Origin of the sequence: Pedobacter sp. HDW13 (assembly GCF_011303555.1) — a bacterium.
Classification (GTDB): domain Bacteria; phylum Bacteroidota; class Bacteroidia; order Sphingobacteriales; family Sphingobacteriaceae; genus Pedobacter.
Map to the genome: position 1 here is coordinate 442965 of NZ_CP049868.1, position 14067 is coordinate 457031.

The 14067-nt window shown below is 39.2% G+C and carries 12 protein-coding genes; 9 read left to right on the forward strand and 3 right to left on the reverse strand.

Annotated features, from left to right (window positions below):
* Positions 1-5: 5 nt before the first annotated feature.
* The 6 genes from G7074_RS01885 (at position 6) to G7074_RS01910 (ending at position 7701) form a co-directional block, all read left to right on the forward strand.
* On the forward strand, positions 6-386 hold the full coding sequence (locus G7074_RS01885; RefSeq protein ID WP_124561301.1) for a PH domain-containing protein: 381 nt from the start codon (positions 6-8) through the stop codon (positions 384-386).
* A gap of 60 nt (positions 387-446) precedes the next feature.
* Entirely contained in the window at positions 447-938 is a 492-nt protein-coding gene (locus G7074_RS01890) for a dihydrofolate reductase (RefSeq protein ID WP_124561302.1), read from the forward strand.
* Positions 939-1247: 309 nt separating this feature from the next.
* Positions 1248-4232 (forward strand): protein translocase subunit SecDF, encoded by a 2985-nt coding sequence (gene secDF / locus G7074_RS01895; protein WP_124561303.1) that lies wholly within the window; start codon positions 1248-1250, stop codon positions 4230-4232.
* Positions 4233-4336: 104 nt separating this feature from the next.
* Positions 4337-4870 (forward strand): GNAT family N-acetyltransferase, encoded by a 534-nt coding sequence (locus G7074_RS01900; RefSeq protein WP_166206478.1) that lies wholly within the window; start codon positions 4337-4339, stop codon positions 4868-4870.
* 333 nt (positions 4871-5203) lie between these two features.
* Positions 5204-6532, forward strand: coding sequence for an NAD(P)/FAD-dependent oxidoreductase (locus G7074_RS01905; protein ID WP_124561305.1), 1329 nt, complete (start codon positions 5204-5206; stop codon positions 6530-6532).
* Between the two features lie 308 nt (positions 6533-6840).
* A complete protein-coding gene (locus tag G7074_RS01910) occupies positions 6841-7701 on the forward strand; it encodes a hydroxymethylglutaryl-CoA lyase (protein ID WP_166206481.1) in 861 nt (286 codons plus the stop codon).
* 139 nt (positions 7702-7840) lie between these two features.
* Here the strand turns inward: G7074_RS01910 and G7074_RS01915 are convergent, their stop codons facing one another.
* The 3 genes from G7074_RS01915 to fbaA all read right to left on the reverse strand — a co-directional run bounded on the left by G7074_RS01915 (position 7841) and on the right by fbaA (position 9972).
* Positions 7841-8263, reverse strand: coding sequence for a GNAT family N-acetyltransferase (locus tag G7074_RS01915; protein WP_124561307.1), 423 nt, complete (start codon positions 8261-8263; stop codon positions 7841-7843).
* Positions 8238-8744 (reverse strand): low affinity iron permease family protein, encoded by a 507-nt coding sequence (locus tag G7074_RS01920; protein WP_124561308.1) that lies wholly within the window; start codon positions 8742-8744, stop codon positions 8238-8240. The genes G7074_RS01915 and G7074_RS01920 overlap by 26 nt, the downstream gene beginning before the upstream one ends.
* A gap of 148 nt (positions 8745-8892) precedes the next feature.
* Complete coding sequence (gene fbaA, locus G7074_RS01925; RefSeq protein ID WP_124561309.1) at positions 8893-9972, reverse strand: class II fructose-bisphosphate aldolase; 1080 nt, start codon at positions 9970-9972, stop codon at positions 8893-8895.
* 408 nt (positions 9973-10380) lie between these two features.
* Here fbaA and accD point away from each other — a divergent pair, with 408 nt between their 5' ends.
* The 3 genes from accD (at position 10381) to G7074_RS01940 (ending at position 13624) form a co-directional block, all read left to right on the forward strand.
* Positions 10381-11226, forward strand: a complete 846-nt coding sequence (gene accD / locus G7074_RS01930; protein ID WP_124561310.1) for an acetyl-CoA carboxylase, carboxyltransferase subunit beta — start codon at positions 10381-10383, stop codon at positions 11224-11226.
* 203 nt (positions 11227-11429) lie between these two features.
* Entirely contained in the window at positions 11430-11894 is a 465-nt protein-coding gene (locus G7074_RS01935) for a YciI family protein (RefSeq protein ID WP_124561311.1), read from the forward strand.
* A 182-nt stretch (positions 11895-12076) separates the two neighbouring features.
* Complete coding sequence (locus G7074_RS01940) at positions 12077-13624, forward strand: M20/M25/M40 family metallo-hydrolase (protein ID WP_166206484.1); 1548 nt, start codon at positions 12077-12079, stop codon at positions 13622-13624.
* Positions 13625-14067 lie beyond the last annotated feature (443 nt).

Sequence of the window (14067 nt, forward strand, 5' to 3'; positions counted from 1 at the left end):
CAACAATGGGATTATTTTCCGCAATCCTCGGCAATGCAGGTGCAGTGAGCCAGGAAGAATTAAAACAGCAATTCGGACTACTTCTTACAGAAGGCGAAGAATTTGAAATGGGTTTCAAATTGATCAGAGATATGTTTATTTTTACCAATAAGCGTTTAATACTGATCGATAAACAAGGTATTACAGGATCAAAAGTAGAATACAAATCGATTTCGTATAAAAGCATTTCACGTTTTAGCGTAGAAACGGCCGGGACTTTCGACCTGGATGCAGAGCTGAAAATCTGGGTTTCGAGTGAAATAAACCCAAGCATCTCAAAAAAGTTTAACAAATCGGTAAACGTTTACGATGTACAAAGAGTATTGGCCCACCACGTATTAGGATAAGGCAAAACATCATTCATTAGTTCATCAAATCAGATGAACTAATGAACTAACTAATAAATTATGAGCAAAATATCTATAGCTGTTGCAGTAGGCGAAAATTACGCTATTGGCAAAAACAACCAGCTTTTATGGCACATGCCGGCCGATTTAAAGTTTTTTAAGCAAACTACCTCTGGCCATACGGTTATCATGGGGCGCAAAACATTCGATTCTGTGGGCAGGCCTTTGCCAAACCGCAGAAACATTATAATTACAAGAGATACAGAATTAAAAATTGAAGGTGTTGAAGTGGTAAATAGCCTGGATGAGGCATTGGCAATTACTAAAACAGAAGAAAAACCAGTGTTTATTGTTGGCGGTGCCGAAATTTACAGACAGGCATTACCTAAAACAGATAGACTCTACCTTACCACGATTCATCATAACTTTGATGCAGATACATTTTTCCCGGATTTTGACCGCAGTGAATGGACTGTAATCAGCTCAGAGCCATACAAGGCCGATGAAAAGAATAAATATGATTACACTTTTGAGGTGCTGGAAAGGAAATAAACAGCTTTAACCGCAAAGCTCACAGAGAAGAAGGCGCAAATCACCCCAAGCAATGCGTTGTATCCGGCTAAACTTCCGTATTCAAAGCTTTGACGCAGGACTAGTATTTTTAACCAGAGTGTCTGCATAGGAAAAACCTATCTGCCTCCGACTTCGAGCCTCCGATCCCTGACTATTTTGACTCGATAATTCTATCTTAGAAACTAATCTTAATAAATTATCAATTAAGGGGTTCTATAATTTAAAAATTTAATTAGATTTGCCGACTTGTTAAAAAACAGCGAAAGACAAAATTATTTTAAACAAACAATGCAAGGAAAAGGTTTTATTAAGTTTATAGCGATAGTATTGGCTATCGTTTGTGCGTATGCCCTCTCTTTTACTTTGGTTGCATCCAAGGTAGAAAAAGACGCAAAAAACTATGCGAAAGGTGACTTAGCTAAAGAAAAGGCTTACTTAGATTCGATGAGTACCGAAAAAGTTTATCCCGTAACCGGATTCACTTATCAGGAGGTAAAATCGAAAGAAATTAATTTGGGTCTTGACTTAAAAGGCGGAATGAACGTAACGATGGAGATATCGTTAGCTGAACTGGTTAAATCGTTAGCGGGCAACCCTACCGATGTAAACTTCAACAAAGCTGTTCAAAACGCGCAGATCCAGTTAAATGCCGGTGGTAAAGATTACATCAAAATTTTCGTTAACGAATTTGAAAAATTAAGTCCAGGTGTAAAACTTGCTGATTATTTTTCAAATCAGGATAACGCATCGCAGTTAAAACCAAATGCAAGCAATGGCGACGTTGAATCTTTCTTAGAAAAAGAAGCAACCAGCGCAATTGACCGTTCGTTTACTGTATTACGTTCTCGTATTGATGGTTTCGGAGTAGTAAGTCCGAACATGCAAAAACAAGAAGGCAGTAACCGCATCTTAATCGAAATGCCAGGTGTACAAGATAAAGAGCGTATTGCTAAACTTTTACAAGGTTCTGCCGAATTACAGTTCTGGCAAGTATACCAGGTACAAGAAGTTGCTCCTTTACTAGAAAACATTAACAAAACTTTAGCTGCAACATTAAAAACCGCTGCTCCTGTTACAAAAGATACCACTGCTGCTCCTGCTGCTGCCGGAAGCAAATTAGCTGGTTTAGAAAAAACTGCTGCAAAAGATACTGCTGCAAAAGGTAGTAAACTTGCTGGTTTAGGTAAAAAAGATTCTTCGGCGGTTAGAGCTGAGCTGGTAAAATCTAACCCTTTATATGCTGTACTTAATTTGCCTATTTACCAGGGCCAAAACGGACAACAACAATTAATGCCAGGTGCAGTTGTGGGTATGTCGTTACAAAAAGATACAGCAAAAGTTAATGCTTATTTAAAAATGCCTGAGGTTGCTGCCGCAATTCCATCTACGATGAAATTTATGTGGAGCGTTAGACCAAGAGAAGGTTCTAAAGTTTTCGAACTATATGCCATTAAAGTAGTAAGTGCCGATGGTAAACCAGATTTAGGTGGTGAGGCGATCAGCGATTCGCGTGCTGACTTTGACCAAAAAGGTAAACCAGAAGTAACCATGTACATGACCAGCGAAGGTGCTGCAAAATGGAAAAAAATTACTGCTGAAGCTTCTGCTGATAAAAATAACTTAAAAGCGATTGCAATCGTATTAGATAACCAGGTTTATTCTGCTCCTACTGTTCAAAACGAAATCCCTAACGGTATTTCGCAAATCACCGGTAGCTTTACGCAAGCAGATACCAAAGATTTATCAAACATCTTAAAAGCGGGTAAATTACCTGCTCCTGCACGTATTGCAGGTAGCTACATTGTTGGTCCTACTTTAGGTGCACAAGCTATCCACGATGGTTTAATCTCTTTCGTAATTGCCTTTATTGTAATCTTAATCTTCATGGCGTTATATTATCACCGTGCTGGTTGGGTTGCTAACTTTGCCCTTTTAATCAACTTGTTCTTCGTTATCGGTATCCTGGTATCATTGGGCGCTGTGTTAACTTTACCTGGTATTGCCGGTATCGTGTTAACCATCGGTTTATCCGTTGATGCAAACATCCTTATTTTTGAACGTGTACGTGAAGAGCTTGCACATGGTAAAAATGTTGGTGCTGCCATTAAAGAAGGTTTCAAACATGCTATGCCATCAATTATCGACTCGAACGTTACCTTATTCATTTTAGGTGCCATCCTTTATGTTTTTGGTAGTGGTCCGGTTCAAGGTTTTGCAACTACTTTATGTATTGGTATCCTTTCGTCGTTATTTGCTGCTGTAGCCATTTCAAGAGTAGTTTTCGATTCGTTGTTAAACCGTAAAATCGAAGTTAACTTCGATAACAACTTAACCCGTAACGCATTCAAAAACTTAGCCTTCAACTTTGTTGGCCGTCGTAAAATTTATTACATTATCTCTACCATCATCATTGTTGCTGGTATTGGTATGTATTTCAAAAACGGTGGTTTAAACCTTGGTGTAGACTTTAAAGGTGGTAGAACTTACTTAGTACACTTCGATAAAGCAGTAAGTACTGAAGATATAAAATCGAAATTAACTCCTGTTTTTGATAACGAAACTCCAGAGGTTAAAACTGCAGGCGAAGATAGCCAGGTAAAAATCACCACTACTTTCCACATTGCAGATCAAGATGTTAAAACCGATAAAGTTGTTGAAGATGCTTTAAACAAAGGTTTAGCAGGTTCTAAATATGAAATCGTAAGCTCGCAAAAAGTAACGCCGATTATCGCCAGCGATATCGTAAACGGTGCTTTCTATGCGGTATTGATCTCATGCTTGTTCATGTTTATCTACATCGTTGTAAGGTTTAAAAAATGGCAATATGGTTTAGGTGCGGTAATCGCCTTATTCCACGACGTTTTAATGGTATTATCTTTCTACACCATTTTAGATGGCCTTATGCCATTCTCACTAGAAATTGGTCAGGATTTCATTGCAGCAATCTTAACCGTAATGGGTTACACCATGACAGAGACTGTTGTTGTATTCGACCGTATCCGTGAGAAACTGAAAGAAGCTGGTAAAGACGATTTACATGGCGAAGAGCGTAACAACTTAATCAACTTCGCGTTAAACAGTACCTTAAGCCGTACCATTTTAACTTCGTTAACCGTATTCTTCGTATTATTGGTAATCTTTATTTTCGGTGGCGATAGTATCCGCGGATTTATTTTCGCCCTGTTAATCGGTCGTATCATTGGTACGTACTCATCACTATGTATCTCTACTCCTATTGTAATCGATTTGGGTAGCTCTGCAGAGAAAAAATAAGATTTCAAAATCTTAAAATATATAAACGCCTCGATTTTAATCGGGGCGTTTTTTTTGTTCTTAATAATTCGCATTTTTATATTTTTGGATAACTGCCCTGCATTATGCAAAACATTACTTACAGTCCTTTAAGTTTAGAAGAGCTTAATAAAATAGCGGAGATTGACCGTTCGGAAAACATATCAGAAGTTTATATCTACAAAAAAGGACAGCTTTTAACTGAACAGGTAAACGAAACTGTTACTGCTTTTGAGCCAGCCGAGCTTGCTGCCATAATTGAAAAGCAAAAACACCTTAAGCAAGGTGGCGGCGAGGTTGTGGGGGCCTTTATCAATCATACACTGGTTGGTGTAGCATCTATAGAGAATAGAAAGCGAGGTCTTCGATGCGAGTATTGTAAAATGGACATCCTTTACGTAAGCAATGCCTGGAGAGGTAAAAAAATCGGCCAGCATTTGGTTGAAGAAATTAAAAAAGTGGGCCGGAATTATCAGGCAAAAAAACTTTATATCTCGGCAACTCCCACCAAAGCCTCGGTAGATTTTTACCTGAAGTCGGGCGCCTGTTTAACCAAAGAAATTGATCAGGAACTGTTCGACCTCGAGCCGTTGGATATACATCTGGAAATGGATGTTTAGCGTTGTAACAAGAGAAATTCACTTCCCGATATCCTAAAAGTGGAGTGATTAATAACCGGCTTTACTACTTACTTTAGCAGAACCGTTTTTAAAAGCAATACCAGTAGTGCTTCAGCTCAGATAATCCTGCTGTTTGCTTTATTTCGCGGCGCTCTATGCCCGCTCCCATCAGGCTTAACGAACATTCAACAGCGTTCAGAAACCAACCAATTTTACCTTAGTCATCCAAACGTTATATATCAGCCAAACTACTTATTTGTCCTGCCAAAACGCTATTATTTAAACCTTTTGGCCATCTTTTTGTTACATTAGCAATAGATAAACCAATAGAAAATGGATTTACAACTTCCTAAAAGCGAATACCCCAGAGTAGTTATTGTTGGCGGAGGATTTGGCGGGATTGAGTTAGCTAAACGTTTAAAAAACAAACCTTTTCAGGTAGTCATGCTCGATAAACATAACTATCATACTTTTCAGCCCTTATTATATCAGGTGGCAACCGGTGGTTTAGAAGCCGATTCGATTGCCTTCCCACTCAGAAAGATCTTTAAGGGGCAAAAGAATTTAATTTTCAGGGTTACCAAAGTTACCGAAGTAAACGCTTCTGAAAATTGTCTGCAAACCGATATTGGCAGAATTAGTTACGATTATCTGGTTATTGCAACCGGTTCTACCAGTAATTTCTTTGGCAATAAAGAAATCGAAGCCAATTCGATGCCAATGAAATCCATTCCGGAAGCGCTTGACCTTCGAAGCCTGATTTTACAGAATTTCGAAAAATCGCTGATAGAGAAAGATCCGGATAAAAAGAGTGCTTTATTAAACTTTGTCGTGGTTGGAGGTGGTCCAACAGGTGTAGAAACCTCTGGAGCCATTGCAGAGCTTAAAAAACATGTTATCCCGAACGATTATGCAGAGATGAATGTAAATAAGGTAAATATTTACCTTATTGAAAATTCGCCAGAATTGTTGGGTGTGATGTCGCCCCAGGCGCAAAAAAAGGCCAAAGATTTTCTTACCGATATGGGCGTGCAGGTGATGAACGAAACACGGGTACTGGGTTACGACGGACATACACTTACTTTACAGGATAAAGCCCCTATTTTAAGTTCAACCGTAATATGGAGCGCCGGTGTTAAAGGTCAGGTGATAAACGGGCTCGATAAAGCCGAAATTGTAAGAGGCGGAAGATTAAAAACCGACACCCAAAATCTGATTGTGGGTTATCCGAATGTTTACGCCATTGGCGATGTGGCCGCCATTATTGATGAAGAAACACCTAACGGTCACCCCGGAGTTGCTCCAGCTGCGATCCAGCAAGGGCATCATCTGGCCAAAAACCTCATCAATATTATAGAAAACAAACCTTTAGAAAAGTTCAAATATTTCGATAAAGGTTCTATGGCTACCGTAGGCAGGAACAAAGCAGTGGTCGATATCGGTAAAATTCGCTTTCAGGGCGTTTTTGCCTGGTTTACCTGGATGTTCGTTCACCTGATGACTTTAGTAGGTTTCCGTAATAAGATCATTGTGTTCGTAAACTGGATCTGGAGTTACTTTAGCTACGATAGAGGTACCCGTTTAATTATCAGAACCTTTGCAAAAGATAGAAGTGTAGATTACCGCGAGGAAGTGCCCGGTGTAAAAGAAGTTAAGGTTTAACGAGTTCATTGGTCATTGGTTTATAGTCCATAGTTAATAGCTATTATTTTAGAACCGAGCTGATAATTGGTCATTGGTTCATTGGGATTGGCTATTAGACTATACCAAATGTTTCATAATCAAACTAAAAATTGCAAACAGATAACTGGATTTATAGCCAAAATTCAACTGAAAATGGGTAATTGTATATTGGTAATTGAAAACTGCAAACCGGTAATTGATAATTGTTAACTGATAACTGATACTAACGCCATGCTTTAACTTTTTTTTAACGAAAACTTTCCCCAACTTGCGCTTAAACCAAAAATATGAGCCCAAACCAGTTCAAGCTAGTAGAATGCCCCCGCGATGCGATGCAGGGTTTACACGATTTTGTCCCTACCGCATTAAAATCCGAATACCTGAATTTACTGCTACAGGTAGGTTTCGATACTTTGGATTTTGGAAGTTTTGTTTCGCCAAAGGCCATTCCGCAAATGGCAGATACAGCTGCTGTTTTGGCTAATCTGGATTTAAGCAATACCGAGACCAAGCTACTGGCCATTGTAGCCAATTTACGGGGCGTAGAAGCCGCTATAAGGCACGAAGAGATCAACTACCTCGGTTTCCCTTTTTCTATCTCAGAAACGTTTCAGCAACGCAATACCAACTCCAGCATTACACAATCACTAAACACGGTCGAAGAAATGCTTGCCCTTTGCGTTAAAAAGAATAAGGAGGCTGTAGTTTACCTCTCAATGGGTTTTGGTAACCCTTACGGCGATGAATGGAATTATGAAATTGTAGAGCAATGGGCCGATGTCTTGGTAAACAAGGGTGTCGGGATTTTATCTTTGGCTGATACGGTTGGTGTGTCTACGCCTAAGAAAATTGAAAGTATACTGCCTAAACTGATTTCAAGGTTTGCGAATACAGAGATTGGTATTCACCTGCACTCCACTCCTGCCCAACGGTTCGAAAAAATAACCGCTGCTTACAATTCAGGCGTAAAACGGATCGATTCTGCTTTAAAAGGCTTTGGAGGCTGCCCTATGGCTGCTGATAACCTTACAGGCAACATTGCTACCGAAGATGTGATTAGCTTCTTAAATGCACAAGGAGAAAGCTTATACCTGAACATGGATAAATGGAACGAGGCGATGGCTTTGTCAGGAAGGATATTCGGGTGATTTCTTTCTGCTCACATTCACTCGCTTATCGTCATTTCGAGCGAAGTGCAACGAAGTCGAGAAATCTATCTCGAGGTAGATCTCTCCACTCTGCTGCGTTCCGGTCGAGATGACGGAGGAATTAAATCGTAGTTAATCGCTAAACCTGCTTCACCATTCTGAAATGCTGTATACCGGCCTCTTCAAACTGCTCGCCCTCGGCAACAAAACCAAACTTAGCATATAAACTCATGGCATCTAATTGCGAGTTGAGATAAATGTAATGCGCATCTTCGGGTAAATCAGATAAAGCCTCGGCAATTAATGCCCGACCGACCCCATGACCTCTAAATTCCTTTAAAACCGCAAAACGTTCCAGTTTATAGCCACTATCCGTTTTACGCCAGCGGCAGGCGCCGCAAGGCTGCCCGTTATGTGTGGCCAAAAAATGTACTGATTCGTCTTCATGCTCCCACTCCAGTTCAGGTGGGCAGTTCTGCTCATCTACAAATACAGTTTTGCGAATAACAAATGCTTTATCTAAATCTTCTGGGTGGTTAATTTTTTGAACTTGCAGACTCATTATTGTGGTGTTTAAAGTGTTTATTCTTTTCTAATTTTAGCTCATTCAGCTCATTTGCAACATCAATTGAATGAGAACAATGAATATCGGCCTCTTTTTTGGCTAATGTAGCCAGCGTAACGTAAAATTTGTGTAACTGATCAAGGTCCTTTTCGGTTAAATCTTCAATATCTACCATCCGGTTACTGGCCTTTTCATGCGCAGCAATCAGCTCATTCAATTTCAATTGTATTGCTTTTCCATCCTTATTTTGTGCTTTTTGGATTAAAAAAACCATTAAAAAAGTAATAATGGTCGTACCAGTATTAATAACCAGTTGCCAGGTTTCAGAATAATCAAATACTGGTCCGGTTACAGCCCAAAGAATAACAATTGCGGTGGCGGCAATAAAGGCTATAGAGCTTCCCGTAAACTTGGTCGCAGCATTGGCAAACCTTTCAAAAAGATTGTTTTTTTTAGTATCAGCTTTAGATTTTATCATTACACTTTTGTTTGCTTAAATATACCATTAAACAAACAAAAGCGCCATAAGTTTTTATACCTATGGCGCTTTTGTTTGATGTTGAAATGTTAAAAATGTTGGAAGGTTATAACATTAAACCTTTCAACTTTCCAACCTTAAAATCCATTTACAGTTTATCGTTAACGTTAATGCAGTTTAAGTCTTCGAAAGCAGCAGTTAAACGCTTAACGAAAGCTTCTTCAGCTTTACGCAACCATACACGTGGATCGTAATATTTTTTATTTGGTTTATCATCGCCATCAGGGTTACCAATCTGGCCTTGCAAATAAGCTTCGTTCTTTTTGTAATATTCTAAAATACCTTCCCAAAATGCCCACTGCATATCAGTATCAATATTCATTTTAATTGCACCGTAAGAAATAGCTTCTCTGATTTCTTCCTGAGAAGAACCAGAACCACCGTGGAATACGAAGTTAATTGGTTTCTCTGCAGTTAAGCTGAATTTTTCTTTGATGAAATCCTGAGAGTTTTTCAAAATTACCGGTTGTAATTTAACGTTACCTGGTTTGTAAACACCGTGTACGTTACCAAAAGCAGCTGCAACAGTAAAGCGTGGAGAAACCTTGCTTAATTCTTCGTAAGCATAAGCCACTTCGCTTGGTTGCGTATATAATTTAGAGCTGTCTACATCGCTGTTATCCACACCATCTTCCTCACCACCTGTTACACCAAGCTCGATTTCGATAGTCATGTTCATTTTAGCCATGCGTGCTAAATATTTAGCAGAAATCTCCATGTTTTCTTCAATCGACTCTTCTGATAAATCTAACATATGAGATGAAAACAAAGGTTTGCCGGTTTCTGCGAAGAATTTTTCACCGTGATCCAATAATCCATCAATCCATGGCAATAATTTTTTAGCCGCGTGGTCGGTATGTAAAACCACGGCAACACCATAATGTTCTGCCAATAAATGTACATGTTTAGCTGCCGATACAGCACCTAAAATACATGCCTGTAATTTCTCGTTATCTAACGATTTACCAGCATAAAACTGGGCACCACCATTAGATAATTGAATCATAACAGGCGAATTTACTGCCTTTGCAGTTTCCATTACCGCATTTACCGTATTGGTACCGGTAACGTTTACTGCTGGTAAAGCAAACTGATGTTTTTTAGCCTGCTCAAACAATTCTTGAACGGCATCTCCGTAAATTACGCCTTTGTAGCCTTTTAAACTCATTTCTTGTTAATTTTATTAAGTCCGAAGTTATAAAAAAAAATAACATTTCAAGCTTTTATAACAACAGAATTATTTGCCTGACAGCAAAATAAGGGCTATTTAGTGTAAAAAACACATTATCCTTAGTGTAAAAAAGACACACCTATAGAAATAAGCAATATTTCAATAGGTTATTTTCAAACCCTCCAGGGCATTTAATTCAGAAAAACCTGATCAGTCTGTTAAAATACCTTCCCTGATAATTAAGATTTCTAAAGGCTTGCTTTGTTTATTCCTGATTTGTGTACAAATAGGAGGCTGCAGGTAATTTTGACGAAATTGATAGGCTTATTGGAATTTGGTTATGGGTAATTGGTAAAGTTGATGATATTTTTCGTTTCTTTGCAATCCAATTCTTCAAAAAATTATATGGCTTGGTTTAAGAGAGAAAAAAAAGGTATCATTACCACAACCGAAGAGAAAAAAGAAGCACCGGATGGTTTGTGGAATAAATGTCCAAATTGTAAAAAACCGCTACATCAGGCAGAACTTCAGGAAAACAAATACGTTTGCCATTACTGCGATTACCACCTGAGAGTAGGCTCAAAAGAATATTTCGAGGTTTTATTTGATGATAACGAATTTAAAGAGCTGTTCCCTAACTTAACATCAGGCGACCCTTTAAAATTTAACGACAATAAACCTTACACCGATAGAATTAAAGAAAGCCAGGCTAAAACCGGCTTAAAAGATGCGATTCGCGCCGGAGTGGGTAAAATTGAAGGTCAGGATATCGTTATTGCCTGTATGGATTTTGCCTTTATTGGCGGCTCAATGGGCTCGGTAGTAGGTGAAAAAATTGCCCGTTCTATCGATTACAGCATTAAACACAAGGTGCCTTTCCTGATGATTTCTAAATCTGGTGGCGCACGAATGATGGAAGCTGCATTTTCATTGATGCAAATGGCTAAAACATCGGCTAAACTGGCTTTACTAGGTCAGGCTAAAGTTCCTTATATTTCTTTATTAACCGATCCAACCACAGGTGGTGTTACCGCTTCTTATGCTATGCTTGGCGATATCAATATTGCCGAACCTGGCTCACTGATCGGTTTTGCCGGCCCAAGGGTAATTAAAGAAACCATTAAAAAAGATTTACCTAAAGGTTTCCAAACTTCAGAATTTGTGCTGGAGCACGGTTTCCTCGATTTCATTGTAGATAGAAGAGCCATGAAAGCTAAATTGGGCGCTTTTATTAAAATGATGAATAATTAGATTTGCTTAATCAGTTAATTGTTTAACTGATTAATTGATATTTAGAAAAGCAGGGCTTGAAGAACTTCGGTTATTTCAGTCCTGCTTTTTGTTTTAAGTCCCCTCCCAATGAAAAATAAGGTCTTTTTGCGCCCGCTCTCCAATGGAGAAAAATAAAAACACCACAATTTTTCTTATTTTTAAACTAACCAAACCACAACAACATGAAAAAAATATTACTCGCCATCTGCCTTAGCATTGCTACCCTGGTTGTATCTGCTCAAGATAAAAAGGCTAAGGCGCCATACGATGAAGCGCTTGCAAAAAAACTCGGCGCCGATGATTACGGCATGAAGATGTACATCATGGTGATCCTGAAATCGGGCACCAATACCACAGAAACCAAAGCTAAAACCGATAGCCTTTTTGCCGGCCACATGGCTAACATGGGCAAAATGGTTGAGCAAAACAAACTGGTAATTGCCGGACCAATGGGCAAAAACGATAAGAATTACCGCGGTATCTTTATTCTAAATACCAAATCAATGGACGAGGCCAAACAACTATTGGAAAACGATCCGGCGATTAAGGCCAAGCTGTTAGAACCAGAATTGTATAACTGGTATGGTTCAGCAGCACTATCAGAATACTTACCTTTTCACGATAAAGTACAGAAGAAAAGCTTTTAGTTAACCCTAAGGTCAGATCTTACCATCTGACCTTTCTTTTACAAACTTGCGAACATCAATTTAGTGTTCAGCTGGTAACAGCCGACACCACTCAACTCCACTGCAACATTTCCATTAACATCCCTCTATCCTAGCCCTTATTTCATAAATTAGTTTATCAAATAACTAAACCTAACTTAATTATGAATAAAAAGCTACTGTTTTCTGCGCTATTGCTATGCGCTTCGGTCATTGTTTTCGCACAAGACAAAAAAGTAATCGACAATATTGTTAAAGAAGTAAATGAAAACTCGCAATTAGAAAAGCTTGCACACGAATTGCTGGATGTTGTGGGTCCACGCTTAGTGGGTTCGCCACAAATGAAGCAAGCCAACGATTGGGCAGTAAAAAAATATAGCGATTGGGGCATTTCGGCCAAAAATGAAAAGTGGGGCGAATGGGCTGGCTGGGAAAGAGGCGTTACGCATATTGACTTAGTAAGTCCGCGGGTGAGAACCCTCGAAGGAACACAATTGGCCTGGAGTCCGTCAACTAACGGAAAAGCCATTAATGCCGAAGCAATTATCCTGCCCGAAATAACCGATTCGGTAGCTTTTCAAAAATGGTTACCCAATGTAAGAGGTAAAATTGTACTGATTTCTATGAACCAGCTTTCTGGCCGACCAGAAAAAAACCGGGAAGAATTTGCCACAAAAGATTTATTCGAAAAATTTAAAAAACAAAAGGCCGATGCCGCAAAAGCATTTGCTGCTGGTATTGCCAAAACAGGTTATAACGCTAAAACTTTACCTGTAGCTTTAGAAAATGCAGGTGCAGCAGCAATAGTGATCAACAACTGGTCGCAGGGCTTTGGCGTTGATAAAATTTTTGGTGCCAATACAACAAAAGTACCAACCCTGGATTTATCGGTAGAGGATTATGGCCTGGTTTACCGCTTGGCTTTAAATGGCAACAAACCTGTGCTTAAAATCGAATCAGAATCAAAGAAACTAGGTGCAGTACCTACTTTCAACACCATTGCCGAGATAAAAGGGAAGCAAAAACCGAATGAATACGTGATGCTCTCGGCACACTTCGATTCATGGGATGGTGCAAGTGGCGCTACAGATAACGGTTCGGGAACCATTTTGATGATGGAAGCCATGCGTATTTTAAAGAAAATTTATCCTAATCCTAAGCGTACCATCCTGGTTGGCCATTGGGGCAGCGAAGAGCAGGGTTTAAACGGCTCAAGGGCTTTTGTAGAAGATCACCCCGAAATTGTAAGTAACCTACAGGCATTGTTTAACCAAGACAACGGTACCGGCCGCGTGGTTAATATCGGCGGACAAGGCTTTGCCAAATCAAAAGATTACATCACGCGTTGGTTGGCAGCAGTACCAGATACGATTAAAAACCAGATCAAAACCAGCTTCCCGGGCACACCGGGTGCAGGAGGATCTGATTTTGCTTCGTTTGTAGCTGCAGGTGCTTTGGGTTATTCGTTAAGCTCAACCAGCTGGGATTACGGCACCTATACCTGGCATACTAACCGCGACAGTTACGATAAACTGGTTTTCGACGAGATTAAAAGCAATGTAATTTTAGCTGCCATCATGGTTTATATGGCATCAGAAGACCCTGAAAAAACTTCTACTGAAAAAGCTGCAGATTTACCGGTAAACGAACGTACGGGTAAACCGGCAAGCTGGCCTGTTCAAACGAAATCGAACCGTAAAGGTGGCTTGTAGATCAGTATTTTGAATCATTTTATAAAAGAGCATTTGGAAACAGGTGCTCTTTTTTTTATAAATTACGACTGTAATACCATCATAAAGAACTAATGAATACGTATCTATATTTACTGACAGCTTACTTTTTAACCGGATTATTTTGCATTACATTAATTGATACCCTTGGCGCAGTAGCCTCCAGGAAATTTAATTTTAAATATACTTACTTAAGCGTATTATCTTTTTCAGTTTATATTGGTATTGGCTACCTACAATCTAGTCATTTCGAATTAATAATTATTTTAGCTACAAACGCATTCTTAGGATTATACGACAGTACAATAGGCCTAAAATTATCAACCAGATTAAAAGCTAATTCAGAAAACATCGATCTTATAGAAGGAAGTACTAAAATGGTAATATCGGTGATTACATTAGCAGTTTTCCTGGGTTTTATAGGA